This window comes from Nonomuraea sp. NPDC050404 (genome assembly GCF_040655495.1).
Lineage (GTDB): Bacteria > Actinomycetota > Actinomycetes > Streptosporangiales > Streptosporangiaceae > Nonomuraea.
In genome coordinates, this window is sequence record NZ_JBFAKB010000018.1 from 254,837 (window position 1) to 268,038 (window position 13,202).

The 13,202-nt window shown below is 67.8% G+C and carries 18 protein-coding genes; 12 read left to right on the forward strand and 6 right to left on the reverse strand.

What is annotated here, in order from left to right:
* Nucleotides 1–24: 24 nt before the first annotated feature.
* A complete protein-coding gene (locus AB0I81_RS41105; RefSeq protein WP_360669042.1) occupies nucleotides 25–1,671 on the forward strand; it encodes an IucA/IucC family C-terminal-domain containing protein in 1,647 nt (548 codons plus the stop codon).
* Here the strand turns inward: AB0I81_RS41105 and rfaE2 are convergent.
* Nucleotides 1,643–3,061 (reverse strand): D-glycero-beta-D-manno-heptose 1-phosphate adenylyltransferase, encoded by a 1,419-nt coding sequence (gene rfaE2 / locus AB0I81_RS41110; RefSeq protein ID WP_360669045.1) that lies wholly within the window; start codon nucleotides 3,059–3,061, stop codon nucleotides 1,643–1,645. The genes AB0I81_RS41105 and rfaE2 overlap by 29 nt on opposite strands.
* Nucleotides 3,062–3,150: 89 nt before the next feature.
* Between rfaE2 and AB0I81_RS41115 the strand changes: the two genes are divergently transcribed.
* Genes AB0I81_RS41115 through AB0I81_RS41125 form a run of 3 tightly spaced genes read left to right on the forward strand, consistent with a single transcriptional unit; the run spans nucleotide 3,151 to nucleotide 5,587 of the window.
* Nucleotides 3,151–4,206 carry a glycosyltransferase family 9 protein gene (locus AB0I81_RS41115; protein ID WP_360669048.1) on the forward strand — a complete coding sequence of 352 codons (1,056 nt, stop codon included), beginning with the start codon at nucleotides 3,151–3,153 and terminating at the stop codon, nucleotides 4,204–4,206.
* A 21-nt stretch (nucleotides 4,207–4,227) separates the two neighbouring features.
* Complete coding sequence (locus AB0I81_RS41120; protein WP_360669051.1) at nucleotides 4,228–4,806, forward strand: TetR family transcriptional regulator; 579 nt, start codon at nucleotides 4,228–4,230, stop codon at nucleotides 4,804–4,806.
* A 19-nt stretch (nucleotides 4,807–4,825) separates the two neighbouring features.
* A complete protein-coding gene (locus AB0I81_RS41125) occupies nucleotides 4,826–5,587 on the forward strand; it encodes a glucose 1-dehydrogenase (protein ID WP_360669053.1) in 762 nt (253 codons plus the stop codon).
* Here the strand turns inward: AB0I81_RS41125 and AB0I81_RS41130 are convergent.
* On the reverse strand, nucleotides 5,525–5,863 hold the full coding sequence (locus AB0I81_RS41130) for a hypothetical protein (RefSeq protein WP_360669055.1): 339 nt from the start codon (nucleotides 5,861–5,863) through the stop codon (nucleotides 5,525–5,527). The genes AB0I81_RS41125 and AB0I81_RS41130 overlap by 63 nt on opposite strands.
* A gap of 169 nt (nucleotides 5,864–6,032) precedes the next feature.
* Here AB0I81_RS41130 and AB0I81_RS41135 point away from each other — a divergent pair, with 169 nt between their 5' ends.
* Nucleotides 6,033–6,554, forward strand: coding sequence for a hypothetical protein (locus AB0I81_RS41135; protein WP_360669058.1), 522 nt, complete (start codon nucleotides 6,033–6,035; stop codon nucleotides 6,552–6,554).
* Nucleotides 6,555–6,560: 6 nt separating this feature from the next.
* On the opposite strand, the gene AB0I81_RS41140 is transcribed toward AB0I81_RS41135, so the two are convergent.
* Nucleotides 6,561–7,076, reverse strand: coding sequence for a hypothetical protein (locus tag AB0I81_RS41140; protein ID WP_360669061.1), 516 nt, complete (start codon nucleotides 7,074–7,076; stop codon nucleotides 6,561–6,563).
* Between the two features lie 412 nt (nucleotides 7,077–7,488).
* On the opposite strand from AB0I81_RS41140, the gene AB0I81_RS41145 reads away from it, so the two are divergent.
* The 3 genes from AB0I81_RS41145 to AB0I81_RS41155 are packed head-to-tail and all read left to right on the forward strand — an operon-like array spanning nucleotide 7,489 to nucleotide 9,617.
* Nucleotides 7,489–8,262, forward strand: coding sequence for a DUF5919 domain-containing protein (locus AB0I81_RS41145; RefSeq protein ID WP_360669064.1), 774 nt, complete (start codon nucleotides 7,489–7,491; stop codon nucleotides 8,260–8,262).
* A gap of 3 nt (nucleotides 8,263–8,265) precedes the next feature.
* Entirely contained in the window at nucleotides 8,266–8,949 is a 684-nt protein-coding gene (locus AB0I81_RS41150) for a class I SAM-dependent methyltransferase (RefSeq protein ID WP_360669067.1), read from the forward strand.
* Entirely contained in the window at nucleotides 8,946–9,617 is a 672-nt protein-coding gene (locus AB0I81_RS41155; protein WP_360669070.1) for a YdcF family protein, read from the forward strand. The genes AB0I81_RS41150 and AB0I81_RS41155 overlap by 4 nt, the downstream gene beginning before the upstream one ends.
* On the opposite strand, the gene AB0I81_RS41160 is transcribed toward AB0I81_RS41155, so the two are convergent.
* On the reverse strand, nucleotides 9,601–9,810 hold the full coding sequence (locus AB0I81_RS41160; protein WP_360669072.1) for a hypothetical protein: 210 nt from the start codon (nucleotides 9,808–9,810) through the stop codon (nucleotides 9,601–9,603). The two genes, AB0I81_RS41155 and AB0I81_RS41160, sit on opposite strands and share 17 nt — an antisense overlap.
* The gene (locus tag AB0I81_RS41165) at nucleotides 9,807–10,244 is read right to left on the reverse strand and encodes an ATP-binding protein (protein ID WP_360669075.1); all 438 of its coding nucleotides are present in this window, start codon (nucleotides 10,242–10,244) and stop codon (nucleotides 9,807–9,809) included. Before AB0I81_RS41165 ends, AB0I81_RS41160 begins: the two co-directional genes overlap by 4 nt.
* Nucleotides 10,245–10,419: 175 nt before the next feature.
* On the opposite strand from AB0I81_RS41165, the gene AB0I81_RS41170 reads away from it, so the two are divergent.
* The 3 genes from AB0I81_RS41170 to AB0I81_RS41180 all read left to right on the forward strand — a co-directional run bounded on the left by AB0I81_RS41170 (nucleotide 10,420) and on the right by AB0I81_RS41180 (nucleotide 12,240).
* Complete coding sequence (locus AB0I81_RS41170; RefSeq protein WP_360669078.1) at nucleotides 10,420–11,220, forward strand: helix-turn-helix transcriptional regulator; 801 nt, start codon at nucleotides 10,420–10,422, stop codon at nucleotides 11,218–11,220.
* Nucleotides 11,207–11,431: a DUF397 domain-containing protein gene (locus AB0I81_RS41175; RefSeq protein WP_360669081.1), complete on the forward strand. Its 225-nt coding sequence runs from the start codon at nucleotides 11,207–11,209 to the stop codon at nucleotides 11,429–11,431. The genes AB0I81_RS41170 and AB0I81_RS41175 overlap by 14 nt, the downstream gene beginning before the upstream one ends.
* A gap of 347 nt (nucleotides 11,432–11,778) precedes the next feature.
* The gene (locus tag AB0I81_RS41180) at nucleotides 11,779–12,240 is read left to right on the forward strand and encodes a hypothetical protein (RefSeq protein ID WP_360669084.1); all 462 of its coding nucleotides are present in this window, start codon (nucleotides 11,779–11,781) and stop codon (nucleotides 12,238–12,240) included.
* 57 nt (nucleotides 12,241–12,297) lie between these two features.
* Here AB0I81_RS41180 and AB0I81_RS41185 read toward each other — a convergent pair whose 3' ends face one another.
* Entirely contained in the window at nucleotides 12,298–12,444 is a 147-nt protein-coding gene (locus tag AB0I81_RS41185) for a hypothetical protein (RefSeq protein ID WP_360669087.1), read from the reverse strand.
* Between the two features lie 153 nt (nucleotides 12,445–12,597).
* Between AB0I81_RS41185 and AB0I81_RS41190 the strand changes: the two genes are divergently transcribed.
* Nucleotides 12,598–13,119: a helix-turn-helix domain-containing protein gene (locus AB0I81_RS41190; protein WP_360669090.1), complete on the forward strand. Its 522-nt coding sequence runs from the start codon at nucleotides 12,598–12,600 to the stop codon at nucleotides 13,117–13,119.
* Nucleotides 13,120–13,202: the final 83 nt, after the last annotated feature.

Sequence of the window (13,202 nt, forward strand, 5' to 3'; positions counted from 1 at the left end):
GCAACGGGTAGGAGTAGGGTCGCCATGGCATTTACGGACGACCTCCTCCGTCCCCTCGGGCCGGAGCTCCGGGAAGCCGAAGCTCTCGCGGTGACGGCGCTGCTGAACTGCCTGATCAGGGAGGTGGCCCGGCCCGCCGGGCCCGGGATCTTCCTGCTGCCCGCCACCGGGCACGTCCTGCGGGCCGGCGGCGCCCGCTTCCCCTCCGAGCCCGCCTTGCTCGCGCCGTCCGGCCGGCACCCGCTGCCCTCTGCCGAGGCGGTTCCGTCTGTCCGAAGTCCGCCGGCATCGGCCGAGGCGGTTCCGTCCGGCTGGTGGCCGCTGTCCCTGGGCGAGCTGGTCGCGTTGGCGGCTGCCGAGTTGCGTGCGGGCACCGGGGTGCGCAACGACGCGCTGGCCGCCGAGATCATCGACAGCCGGGACGTGACGGCCGCGCTGCTGGCGGCCAGGCGGTACACCCTGCCGCCCGCCGACGCGTACCTGCGCTCGGAGCAGGCCCTCGTGGCGGGTCACCGCTACCATCCCGCGCCCAAGGCGCGCGGCGGGGCGGCGCCCGCGTCCTGGCTGCCCTACTCGCCCGAGGCGCGGGCGAGTTTCATGCTGCCGCTGTTCGGCGTGCCCGCGGGCGACCTGGTGGGCGAGGGGGACACGGGCGCGCTCGACCGGCTGGGCGGGCCGCCGGGCGACGGGCTGGCCCTGCTGCCCGCCCACCCCTGGCAGATCGAACTGCTCGGCGGACGCCTGCCGCACTACCTGGGGCGCACGGCGGCCGTCGCGGTGCCCACGGCCTCGATCCGTACGGTGTACCTGCCGGAGGTGGACCTGTTCTGCAAGTTCAGCCTGGACGTGCGCATCACGAACGACGTACGCCGCCTGTGGCTGCACGACCTGCGCCGGCTCACGACCGTCTCGGCCCTCCTCGACCGCGCCTTCGACGACCTGCCCGGCCACCTGCCCCGCCCCGCCCTGCTGCGCGACCGCGGCTGGCGCGGCGCGGACCTGGGCGGGGACGGGGGCGAGGCGCTGGCCGTGATCGTCCGCGACGGGCCGGGCGAGCACCTGCGCCCCGGGCTGACCCCGCTGCTGGCGGCGGGGATCAGCGAGGGCTTTCCCGGCAACCCGCTGGACCCGCTGGACGAGGACGGGGGGCTCGAATGGTGGCAGCGGTACCTGGAGCACGTGGTGCCGCCGGTGTTGCACGCGTACCTGCGGCACGGTGTCGTGCTCGAATGCCACCTGCAGAACGTGCTGATCGCGGTGGACGGGCGCGGGATGCCGGCGCAGGCGCTCTTCCGCGACTACGAGGGCGTCAAGCTGGTCGCCGAGCGGCATCCCGGGCTCGTCGCGCCCGTGTTGTTCGCGGCGCGGGCGTGGGACCGGCTCGTGTACTGCCTGCTGACCAACAACCTGTGCGAGATCGCGGGCGCGGTGGCCGCCCGGCATCCCCGCGCGCGCGATGAGTTGTGGGCGCGGGCCAGGGCCGTGTTCGCCGCCGCGGCCAAGGACCACGAGGACCCGGCCGAGCTGCGCGACCTGCTGGCCGCCCCGCAGATCCCGGCCAAGGCCAACCTTCTGCTGCGCTGGCTGGGGGCCGACGGCGCGGCGATGCGCTGGGTGCCGATCCCCAACCCGTTGCGGCACCTCACGGAAGGGAGCGCATACGGCCGATGATGGCGGTCGTCGAGCGGTCGGGCAGGTAACCGAGCACCCGTACCTCGCCGCCCAGCGAGCGGACCAGCGGCGCCTCCGCGAGCATGTCCGCCGTGTAGTCGCCGCCCTTGACGTACAACTCCGGACGGAGCATCCGCAGCAGCCGTTCCGGGGTGTCCTCATCGAATTCGGTCACGTAGTGCACGTCGTTGAGGGCGGCCAGAACCGACATTCGGTCCTCGCACGAGTTGACCGGCCGTCCCGGGCCCTTCAGCCGGCACACGCTGGCGTCGCTGTTCACCGCCACCACCAGCACGTCCCCGAGCCGGCCCGCCTGCTCCAGGTACGTCACGTGCCCCCGGTGCAGCACGTCGAAGCAGCCGTTGGTGAACACCACCCGCTCGCCCCTGCGCCGGTGCTCGTCCAGGAGCTGGGCCAGCCGGTCGGCCGTCTGCACCGTCTCCTCGTGGCGGCGCAGGGCGCGCAGCAGGTCGGAGCGGGTGCAGATGGCCGTGCCCCGGCGGCGTACGACGACTCCGGCCGCGGCCTGGCCCGCCTCCGCGGCCTCCTCCGGCGTCGCGCCGCCCGCCAGCCACAGCGCGAACGCCGCGGTGTAGGTGTCGCCCGCGCCCGTCGCCATGTGGTGCGGCACGGGCTGGGCGTAGGTCCGGTACGCCGGGCGGCCGCTCCTGTGCAGCAGCGTGCCCTCGCCGTCCAGCGTGGTCACCACCATGCGCGCGCCGGTGAGCTTGAGCATCTCGTCGGCATGGGTCATCAGGTACGCCGGCCGGTCCGCCGCGCCGTCCCGGCCGCCCAGCAGGCGTACGACCTCGGCGTAGTTCGGCAGCACCGCGGCCGGCGCGCACTCCCGCCACGGCGCCACCGCGTGCGCGTCCACGATCAGCAGGGGCAGGCCGGCCAGCGAGCGGCGTACGGCGGGGGTGCACACGCCGCCGCCGTAGTCGCAGGCCACCACCACGTCGGCCGCCGCCGCGGCCTCCAGCGCGCGCCGCATGAGCTCCCGCTCGGCCTCCCGGGAGAGCGCGGCCGGATCCTCGTCGTCGTAGCGCGCGGTGAGCTGCCCGCCGGCGATCAGCCGCCGTTTGTGCGCGGTACGGCGTCCCGGCACGGTCAGCAGATCGACGCCGACGCCCAGCAGCCGCAGGGCACGTACCAGCGTGTCTCCGCAGTCGTCGTCGCCCACGACGCCGATCAGGCGTACGCGGGCGCCGAGCGCCACCAGGTTGGCCGCGGTGTTGGCGGCGCCGCCGGGGAAGTCCTCGGTGGCCTCCAGGCTCATCACGGGCACGGGCGCCTCCTGCGCGAGACGCTTGGCCGACCCGTGCAGCCACGAGTCGAGCATGACGTCGCCGATGACGACGGCGCTGATGGTCTCGTCTGTGCTGCCCATGAGGAGCGAGTACCTGTAAAAGACCAGCTCAAACCCCACATTACGGAGTTATGGGCGGTACGTCCCCGGGTAGCCGGGCCGTTATGGCCATGAGAGGACTTGTAGACGGCGTGAGCCGGATCGCGGTGCTACGCGCCAACGCGCTCGGCGACTATCTCATGGCCGTGCCGGCGCTGGAGGCGCTCAAACGGGCCTACCCCGGAGCGCACCTGACGCTGCTGGGCGCCGCGTGGCACGCCGATTTCCTCGGCGGGCGGCCGGGGCCCGTGGACGAGGTGGTGCCGCTGCCGCCCATTTCGGGCATCTCCACGCGGGAGATCGGGCACCGGGCACCCGAGGGGTTGTGCGCGCGGTTGCGGGGGCGGGAGTTCGACCTGGCGGTGCAGATCCATGGCGGCGGGCGCTTCTCCAATCCGTTCATCCGCGCGCTGGAGGCCAGGGTGAGCGTGGGGTCGCGGGCGCCGGGCGCGGAGAGCCTGGATCGCTGGGTGCCGTACACGGACTACCACCACGAGACCCTGCGGTTCCTGCAGGTCACGGCCTTGGTGGGCGCGGTGGGCGGCGGGCTGGAACCCAGGATCGCGGTCACCGCCGGGGATCGCGCCGAACTGGCCCGCGCGCTCGGCAGGCCGCCGTCCGGGCTGGTGGCCGTGCACCCCGGCGCGAACGACCCCCGGCGGCGCTGGCCGGTGGAGCGCTTCGCCGCCGTCGCCGACCTCACCGGCCGCCCCGTGGTCGTCACCGGTACGCGCGCGGAGAAGGACCTGGTCATGGGCGTGGTCGAGGCCATGCGCAACCCCGCGATCCCAGTTGTGGGCGCGCTCGGCATCGGCGGTCTCGCCGCCCTGTACGAGCGCTGCGACCTGCTGATCGCCAACGACACGGGCCCCCGCCACCTGGCCGGAGCCGTCGGCACGCCCACGGTCGCCGTCTACTGGTGCGGCAACCTCATCCAGGCCGGCCCGCTCAGCAGGGCCACGCATCGGCCGCTGGTCTCCTGGACCACGGCCTGCCCGAGGTGCGGCGCGGACGGGGTGGCCCCGGGCGCCGAGCGCTGCCCGCACGACGAGTCGTGGGTGGGTGACGTCTCGGTGGACATGGTGATGGAGCAAGCAGAGGACCTCATTCTTTACCGATCGTTCTAGATTCTGCTAGTGTCCACTGTCGTGGCAAGGAGCAAGGAATTCGACCCAGACGCCGTGTTGCAGCAGGCGCTCGAACTGTTCTGGGAGCGCGGCTACGAGGCCACCTCGATGGCCGACCTCGTGGAGCGGCTGGGCGTCGCGCGGGCGAGCATCTACGCGACGTACGGCGGCAAGCGCGAGCTGTACCTGAAGGCGCTGGAGCGCTATCTGGGGCAGCGCGACGTGGTCGGGGAGCTGTCGCAGCCGGGTCCCGCCCTGCCCGCCGTCCGGGCCCTGTTCGACTCGTACGTGGCCGAGTGCCTGGCCGACGAGCTGCGACGGGGCTGCATGGTGGTGAACACCGCCGTGGAGTTCGCCTCGCGGGACGCGGTCGTGCTGGCGAAGGTGGTGACGAGCTGGGCGGCGCTGGAGACGGCGCTGGCCGGCGCGCTCATCAGGGCGCGGGCGCAGGGGGAGATCCCGGCGGGCAAGGATCCCGCCGCGCTGGCCAGGTTCCTGCTCGTGCTGCTCCAGGGCCTGCGGGTGCTCGGCCGGGCCGACCCGGACCCGCGCCGGTTGCGTGACGCGGTCGATCAGGCCATGTCCGCACTCATCATTTGAGAACGATTGGTATAGAGATATGACTGGAAGATTTACGGGAAAAGTCGCGCTCGTCACGGGTGCGAGCGGCGTCGTGGGACGCGCGGCGGCGCTCGCCTACGCACGGGAGGGCGCGGCGGTCCTGGTCGCGGGACGAGACGAGAGCCGCCTGGCCGAAGTGGTGAAGCTGGCCGAGGAGGGCGGCGGCCGGGCGAGCGCGTTCGCCGTGGACATCACCCGCTCGACCGAGGTCGCCGCCATGGTGGAGGCGGCGGTCTCCCGCTACGGCGGCCTCGACGTCGCGCTCAACGCCGCCGGCATCTTCGGCATGATGGCGCCGCTGGCCGACTACGACGAGGACACCTGGGACGACGTGCTCGCGGTCAACCTCAAGGGCGTGTTCCTGTCCATGAAGCACGAGATCGCCCACATGCGCTCGAACGGGGGCGGGGCGATCGTCAACGTCTCCTCCAACATGGGGGCGCACTTCCGCCTGCCCGGGGCCGCCGCGTACGCCGCCTCGAAGGCCGCCGTCAGCACCCTGACCCGCACCGCCGCCCGCGACCACATCGACGACGGCGTACGGATCAACGCCCTCAGCCCGGGCCCGATCGACACGCCCATGTCGATGCGGGCGGGGGAGACCCGGGAGGAACGCGCCGAACGCATGAAGACCTCGCTGCCGCTCGGCCGCGTGGCCACCCCCGAGGAGATCGCCGACGCGGCGTTGTGGCTTTCGTCAGCGGAGTCGAGCTTCGTCGTGGGCGCGGACCACGTGATCGACGGCGGCGCGACCGCCTGACCACCGCGCGCGTCGCGTTAACCACCACCAGAGCAGGGCGTACAGGATCAGCACCGGCACGGCCCAGGTCAGCGCCAGGTCCGAGACAACGTACAGATCACCGCGCAGAGCGGGCAGCGACGGGAGGTAGAACACGGGGCCGTCACCGAACGCCTGGCCGATACAGAAGCCGTCCCATAGGGGGCCAGGGAAGAGCACGTGCCTCCAGATCTCCCACGTCGGGTAAGCGGCGGCGCACAGGGCGGCCCCCCAGACCGCCAGGGCTAATCGCGACACGTCCATTTACTCCTGATCGTTCGTTATGATCCGCGACGAGGGGAGCAATGATCACATGGCCGACGACAGTCCCGCCTTCATATCCGCGCTCACAACCGAACATTTCGTCCTGCAGACCGCCGCGAGCACCGCCACCAGCGAAGAATCCTCGCGCGCGACGTTATACGTCATGGCACTGTCGAGTTCCCTCGTGGCACTCGGCTTCGCCGCACCGCCCTCGCCCGCGTTCGCACCGCTGGCCGCGAGCATCCTGCCCGCCCTGATCATCCTCGGCTTCTTCACCAGCGTACGGCTGGTCGACACCGGCCTGCTGATCATCCAGTGCCGCACCGCGATGACCCGCATCCGCGGCTATTACCGCGACCTGTCCCCGCACGGCGCCGCCTACATCATCCCCTGGGCCGGCCCCGCCGAGAGCGACGTCGTCGCCGCGACCACCGCGACCCTGGGCATCGGACGGCGCCCCAACTGGCTCATCGGCCTGTTCACCATCGCCATGACGATCGCGGCCATCAACAGCATCGTCATCGGAGCGAGCGTCACCCTGCTCGCCGTCCAACTCTTCCCTTTCGGCGTGGCCATGACCCTCGGCCTCCTGATCGCCGCACTCCACGCGACCCTGTTCTACCTCTACCAACGCCACCGCTACCGCACCCGCCCGCCCCTCCCACCCATCCCCGAGCAGCAGTGACCGCGGCTACCCGCGCCGCCGTTCCGCGATCGCCCGCCGTACCGGCACATAGGCGATCATCACCAGCGCGACGAGCAGCGGCCAGGGGTTGTCCAGGACACTGGCCGTGCTGAGCCAGTACAGAAGACCGGCGTTCAGGTAGCCCACTGCCATCTCATCCATGACCACCACGAGCAGGCCAAGCGTCCAGTAGCAGAACAGGAAGCCCACCACCCGCCGCACCACCGGACGCCAGGCGACGGCGGCGGCCGGATCGTTCGCGGGCCCCAGCACCTGCGTGGCGACCAGCACCAGCACGGCGGCCACCAGCAGGCTCACACTCGTGCTCTCCCGCAGCGCCTCGCCCACCCTCCCGAACCACTGCCCGCTGAACAACCGCACGTCGGCACACACCACAGGATCGAAATACGGCCGTACGAGCGGCTGGACCACCCCGAACAACGCGAGCACCCCACCCACCCGCGCCGACCGCCATCGGACCACCCCGACCAGCACGACGATGACCGGAACGCCCAAGGTCATCACGAGCGTCAGAAGCGCGTGAAGATCCGCCCGCAGCGTCAGAATCAACGGCCCGAACCACCATTCCCAGACACTTCGGGGAGTCAGGAGCGACCCGTGACAGAAGCCGGACTCCTCGACTTCGAACACGGTGCTCCACCACAGCACTCCTGTGGGAAGGGCGGCGGCACAAAGGGCACCCACCCAGGCGGCGACGGCTAATCGCGACAATGTGATCTCCTTTTTGGCGCAACTTTATCTCTTATGTGGACATAGTGGCATCTGAGCCGCATGCAGGTCACGGTCGCAAATAGGGTGAAAAATCCCTTTCATCGTTTGCGCGGAAATGGACACAGTGCCATGCGGTTAATATGATGCTGAGGCCGCCGGCCGGAGGAAGATCCGTGAATCGCGTTGAGATCGTGCCTATCGCATGAAGGCGAAGATTCGAGCACTTGCCCAGCCGGGAAATATTGTCCCTGCTCTTGTGATCGCCGCCGCCTTCACCGTTTCGTTGGATCCGAAGATCCTTGGGGTCGAGATTGAGGATCGACAGGTCGTTCTCCTGCTCTTCGCCTTGTTGGCGATTGATGCAGTGGTAGAACGATCCGGTCGGCTGCGTCGCATCGACGGGCATACGAAACGGATAGCCGATCATATCGCCAACGACAGTACGGCGAGCTCGGTGCTGAGAGATCGGTCGTCCTTCGAGCGCATGGGAGCGCTCGTTTCCGACGCCCGGCGGAATGTCATGATCATAGGTATCAACCTGGATGGCGCGATGATCGCATTGCCGGAGCTCTCTGCCTTGGCGAAGGCCGAAGTGGCGATTCGCCTGCTGGCGATGGACCCTGACGGCTCCTGCCTGGAGTCGAGTGCGCAGATGAGCCATGTGCACCCTGAAGTCAGGAGGCAGAAGATTCGCCAGAACCTTCAGCTGCTGCGGCAACGGCTGGACGAGCAGCTTCCTGAGGCTGCCCGCCGAAGAGTCGACCTCCGGGTGGTGGATCAAGTCCTTCCGGTCGGAGTGGTGGGAACTGACGTTGATACCTCCAAAGGGAAGCTGATAGTGCAGCACTATCTGACTGCCTTTCCTGGGGAGAGGTCGCCAATGATCATGTTGCGTCGAGATGTCGATGAAACATGGTTCAAGCGGTACTTAGAGCAGTGCGAGGCATGCTTCGTCCGCTCTGAAGAGTGGCGATGAAGCGTGATCGGTGAAGACGTCACGAAAATCGCTGCATTCTTCGATCTTCAGTACGGTCGTCACGTCAGATATTGGTGGGCAGGCGACAACAGGTACAGCCTCGACCCTTCGGATCACACCTGGTTCAACGCGGAGGTTCTGCGTGCCGTGTCCAAACGGCCGCGTGGCAGGGCGCTGGACATTGGTGCAGGCGAAGGAGCGGACGCCATCAGGTTGGCCAAGCTGGGCTACGAAGTTGACGTTATAGAGGTCAGCCCGGTGGCTTGCCGGAAAATTGAAAGATTTGCGAACCGCGAGAACGTCCATCTCGATATTCGGAACGAGTCGATTGACCAGGCTGTCCTGTTCCGCCGATATGACGTGGTGCTCATGAACGGTGTGCTGCATTACGTGGCGGACAAGGATGCCGTCCTGAAGAAGATACGAGCGGCGAGCGCCCTCCGGGCGACCCACATCGTCTCTCTGTTCAGCAACGCATCCACCATGCCACGAGAACACCTGGTCATTCCGGTGTATCCGGATCGCGAAGGTGGTGTCACGGAGCAGTTCTATCGGCGGTCCTACGCGTCTCTCGACCTTCGTTACGAACGGTCCAGGCCGGAGAAGTCCCATCCAGGATTCTCCGCTCATACGCACAGCCACATCAAGTTCATCGCTCATCTAGCAGACAGCGCGGAGCCAAAATGAAGATCCCCACCGACGACGAGCTGGCGACGGCGAGGCAACTGTGGGACTACCTGCGCCTTGACCAGCAGGTTGAACGTGCCGAGTGTATTCTCGTCTTCGGAGGTCATGACCTGGGAGTGGCGCGCCGTGCGGTGGAGCTCTATCGGGACGGCCTTGCCCCCAGAATTCTGGTTTCCGGTGGTCCCGCACATGTGCCCAGCGGCAGCGTGTTCAGCACAGAGGCGGATGCCATCGTCGATGTCCTTGTCCGTTCGGACGTGCCCGACGCTCACATCTACGTCGAGCGGCTGGCCAGTAACACCAGCGAGAACTTCTGGTTCTCCGCCGAACTCCTGCGTGACCTCCGCATGTCACTCGACTGTTTCCTGATCGTCCAGAAGCCTTACTGCGAACGCCGGACGATCGCCACGGCCAAGCGTCGCTGGCCGGAGAAGACCGTCAGGGTGGCCTCTGAACGGGTGACCTTCGCCCAGTATTGCGATGATGCCATTCCGGTTTCCAGGATTCTCTCCATGCTCGCCGGCGAGATCCTCCGTCTGGAGAGCTACGCCAAATCCGGGCTGATCGAGTGCGGTGAGCCCGTTCCAGCTTCTCTGCTCGACGCGGCGCGCGCCCTTCAACAGGCCGGTTTCAACGGCAGGGCATTGGCTGTCACGACTGTTCGGTGACTGGTCGGCTCGCGGGGGTGTGCCGATTCTGGCCGCGTAGTTCCTGGTGCAGGTGCTCGTACAACTCTTCCAGCGTCGCCCCACAGCGCACGTTGGACAGCCCGCTGCGGCGGGGCACCAGGACGGTGCGGTACGCGATGTAGCCGCCCCCGGCCCCCGCCGTGATCACCCAGCCGGGGAACTCCTCGATCACGGAACGACTGCCAGATCGGCCCACACGATCCGGTGGCCGTCCTCGATGACGTCGGTGCCGTGCCGGATGCTCAGACCGGTCACGATGCCGAGCCCCCTGCCGGACTCCGCCAGAGAGCCGGCCGGGGGTGTGAAGCGGGGTTCTGCGTCGGAGGTGCCCGGGTCGATCACCTCCAGGCGGACGAAGCCGTTGCCGAAGCCCAGGCGCAGCGTCACCCAGTCGCGTTGTTGCCCGCCTGGCACGTGCTGAATGACGTTGGCGACCAATTCGGCGACGATTTGGAGGGCGTCGGAGCGGAGGGTGGGGTGGCTGCTTGCGAGCCAAAGGCCAGTCGCTTGTCGGGCATTCCATGACGTTCTTTCGTTTCGGCGCAGGGTCGTATCCCGCCATTGGCCGACGTTGGGAGTATCCGTTGCTGTGGTTTCCACTCGCATGTATTCACCGATTTAGTCAGAAATGTCGTTATTTTGTCCGATGAGAGTTGACGCCCGGGGTGCGGAGGCTCTTACCAGGGTGTCGTTTCGCCGGTAGCTTGTAATGGTCGGGTCACTGTCTGTCGCCGGACGGATGTGGCGGTGCTGCCGAGTCCTTTGAAGGGGTGTGAGATCCATGGTTGAGGACACGCGGACATACGGTGAGGTGCTGAAGAGCGCGCGTGATGCGGCGGATCTGTCCCAAACGGCCCTGGGAAGGCTGCTTTCATGCAGTGAGAGCCTCATCGGACTTATCGAGCGCGGTAAGCGCAGGCCGACCGAGAATTTCACGACTATGGCGGAAGGCGCTCTGGGCCTCAATGGGGAACTGTTCGAGCTTCTGTCCAATGCGACGATCATGCCGGCGTCGAAGTGGTTCCGTGAGTGGCCGGAGGCGGAACAACGGGCGCACACCATACGCACCTGGCAGCCACTTGTGGTTCCGGGGCTCCTCCAGACGGCCAACTATGCGCGTGCCGTTCTCTCCTGCTGGCCTTTCGCTTCCGGGCAATGGATCGAGCAGACGCTAGAAGCGCGGATCTGCAGACAGGCCGTGTTCGAGCGCAGCAAGCCACCTATTTATAGGGCGCTGTTCGATGAATGCGTGCTACTACGACCGGTCGGTGGTAACGGCGTGATGCGCGAGCAGTTGCAGCACCTGCTTGACATGGCCGAGCGGCCCAACGTCTCGTTCCAGGTCGTCCCGTTGGATGTGGGAGTAACAGTCGGCGTGCTCGGAGGTTTCGCCATCGCCGAAGGCGACGGGATTTCGGATCACGTTTACCACGAAGGGGTGGCGCAGGCGGGGGTGTCCGTCCATCAGGAAACGGTGAGAAGCGTCAACGTCATGTACGACGCAATTCGCGAGTGGGCACATCCGATACATGTAAGCCAGCGCCTTGTACGTGAGGCGGTGGCGCGCTATGGAGAGCGGTAAGGAGCTGCGCGCCGAACTGGCGTCCGCTCGATGGCGGAAGCCCACGCTCTCCCACGATGATGGGGGCGACTGCGTATACGTGGCCAGGCTGAGCGGCGACCGATACGCGATCAAGGATTCGGAGCAGCCGGACGTCCCCCCGATGATCCTTCGCGGCGGCGTCTTCCGGGCCTTCGTGGGTGGCGCGAAACTCGGTGAGTTCGACTTCTGACCGCTGCCTAATCCCGCCACCTTTGAGGTACGCCGGCGGTGACGTCGCTGTTCGTGGAGGCGACGTCGTAAGGCACAACACGAAGAAGCCCGCCCGATCCCGCGAAGGGGACCAAGGCGGGTCTCCGTCGCAGGCAGTACAGGCACCCTACGTCGGGCATGCGGCAGAGAGAAAGCCCCCGTGCCCGTAAGGCAGGAGGAAGGAGAGCGGGGGCTTCGTCTCTGTGGTGACGGTGTTCTGCCTGTGGGGTGCGAATGCCGGCGCCCACTCCTAGCTTCTACCTCTCCTAGCCAAATTTTGGCTAGTTCCGATAGACGTACACATCATGGCCCTCCTACAGTGCTCCCATGACGACACGGAGCGAAGAACTCTTCGACCAGCCCGACATCCCAGCAGACCTAGACCGGTACGAGCTGGACATCACCCAGCACTGGCAGGCTCTGCTCACCCGCACCAGGAAGCGCTGGACAGCCACACTCCAAGACCCGCCAGAGGGGCACGTCATCCACGTCCAGGGGGCAACCTGGCGCGAAACCGCAGACGCCTTTACGGAGGCCCTGAGAGGACTCCCCGGCTACGACTCCGACGTCGCCGGCATCAGCTTCGTGCCCGCCGACCCCGAAGCAGCCGACGTCCTCGACAAGGTCCGGGCCGCGCGGCGGGCACGACTGATGGCCGAGCAGGCCGAACGCGACGCGGTACGCGACGCGATATACACCCTCATGGACCGGGAGTGGACCAACCGCGATATCGGTAGCCTGCTCGGCCTGTCACACCAGCGCATTTCTCAGATCGCGCCGCGCTCTTAGCTGAAGACGCGCATGGTGCCCCCGCTCGCAGGAGCGGGGGCACCGTTCTGCCGCCGGCTAGAACGCCGGACCGGTCGGCACGATACTGCCGGCACAGCGTTTCCCGGTGCTGGGGTCGCTGTGCGTGATCTTCGACCCGATGGGCTTGTCGAACTGCCCCCCGCAGAGCTGGCACTCACTCTTGGGCATCTTCTTGTTCGGCATGGGTTCTCCTCAGGTCAGGAGGCTGTTGAAGCCACGACACACCCGTAGGGAGGCCGCTCCCCATGGCCTAGTCAGCTTGCGCAACTCGTGTGCAGATCGTGCAAGTCCGCTCGCTGATCGCGATGATTCCGCGTAACGTCAAGGAGACTCTGTGTGATCCAGGAGCGTGACATGGACGCACGTGACGCCCTCTGGGACTCCTCCCGAGTCCGAGCGCTGATCAACGCGAGAGACGTCGGCGGCCTGCTGAGAGCCGCCCGCCAAGCCCGAGGATGGCGACAGGCCGACCTCGGGCACGCCAGCGGATACTCGGCATCCACGATCTCCCGCCTAGAGACACGCCGCCGCGCCCCCAGCGACCTCCCGACCCTGCGACGAGTCGCCGACGCCGTCGCCATTCCAGCCGACGTGCTCGGCGCTGCCCTCGGGCTTTCCAGCACGTCATCGACTACGGTGGCGGCAGCCGCCCTCCAGCCCAGGTTCCGGGAGGATCCAGTGAAACGCCGAACCTTTCTGGCCGCTGCGGGGCTCGCCGTACCGGCGCCCGCGCTGGCCTCACTGGAGGAGGCGCTCGCCCCGCGGCCGGTGCCCGCCACACCGGTCACGGCTGGAGAGGTAACCGCCCACCTGGCACGCGCCCGCGCCTTGTTCGACGCCGGCGACCTAGTGCTGTGACCGGAAACGATCACCGGGTTGGGTGAGGATTTCAGGCTGCCGGTGCGAGGGGTCGGCCGCCCCAGCGGAGGCCCTTCTCGCTG

What these genes read in the sequence shown, in the direction of transcription:
- AB0I81_RS41115 (WP_360669048.1), top strand. Translation starts at nt 3,151, where the DNA reads ATGAGAGGACTTGTAGACGGCGTGAGCCGGATCGCGGTGCTACGCGCC.
- AB0I81_RS41105 (WP_360669042.1), top strand. Translation starts at nt 25, where the DNA reads ATGGCATTTACGGACGACCTCCTCCGTCCCCTCGGGCCGGAGCTCCGG.
- rfaE2 (WP_360669045.1), bottom strand. Translation starts at nt 3,061, where the DNA reads ATGGGCAGCACAGACGAGACCATCAGCGCCGTCGTCATCGGCGACGTC.
- AB0I81_RS41175 (WP_360669081.1), top strand. Translation starts at nt 11,207, where the DNA reads ATGGAGAGCGGTAAGGAGCTGCGCGCCGAACTGGCGTCCGCTCGATGG.
- AB0I81_RS41165 (WP_360669075.1), bottom strand. Translation starts at nt 10,244, where the DNA reads ATGCGAGTGGAAACCACAGCAACGGATACTCCCAACGTCGGCCAATGG.
- AB0I81_RS41170 (WP_360669078.1), top strand. Translation starts at nt 10,420, where the DNA reads ATGGTTGAGGACACGCGGACATACGGTGAGGTGCTGAAGAGCGCGCGT.
- AB0I81_RS41135 (WP_360669058.1), top strand. Translation starts at nt 6,033, where the DNA reads ATGGCACTGTCGAGTTCCCTCGTGGCACTCGGCTTCGCCGCACCGCCC.
- AB0I81_RS41180 (WP_360669084.1), top strand. Translation starts at nt 11,779, where the DNA reads ATGACGACACGGAGCGAAGAACTCTTCGACCAGCCCGACATCCCAGCA.
- AB0I81_RS41145 (WP_360669064.1), top strand. Translation starts at nt 7,489, where the DNA reads ATGAAGGCGAAGATTCGAGCACTTGCCCAGCCGGGAAATATTGTCCCT.
- AB0I81_RS41185 (WP_360669087.1), bottom strand. Translation starts at nt 12,444, where the DNA reads ATGCCGAACAAGAAGATGCCCAAGAGTGAGTGCCAGCTCTGCGGGGGG.
- AB0I81_RS41155 (WP_360669070.1), top strand. Translation starts at nt 8,946, where the DNA reads ATGAAGATCCCCACCGACGACGAGCTGGCGACGGCGAGGCAACTGTGG.
- AB0I81_RS41125 (WP_360669053.1), top strand. Translation starts at nt 4,826, where the DNA reads ATGACTGGAAGATTTACGGGAAAAGTCGCGCTCGTCACGGGTGCGAGC.
- AB0I81_RS41140 (WP_360669061.1), bottom strand. Translation starts at nt 7,076, where the DNA reads ATGACCTTGGGCGTTCCGGTCATCGTCGTGCTGGTCGGGGTGGTCCGA.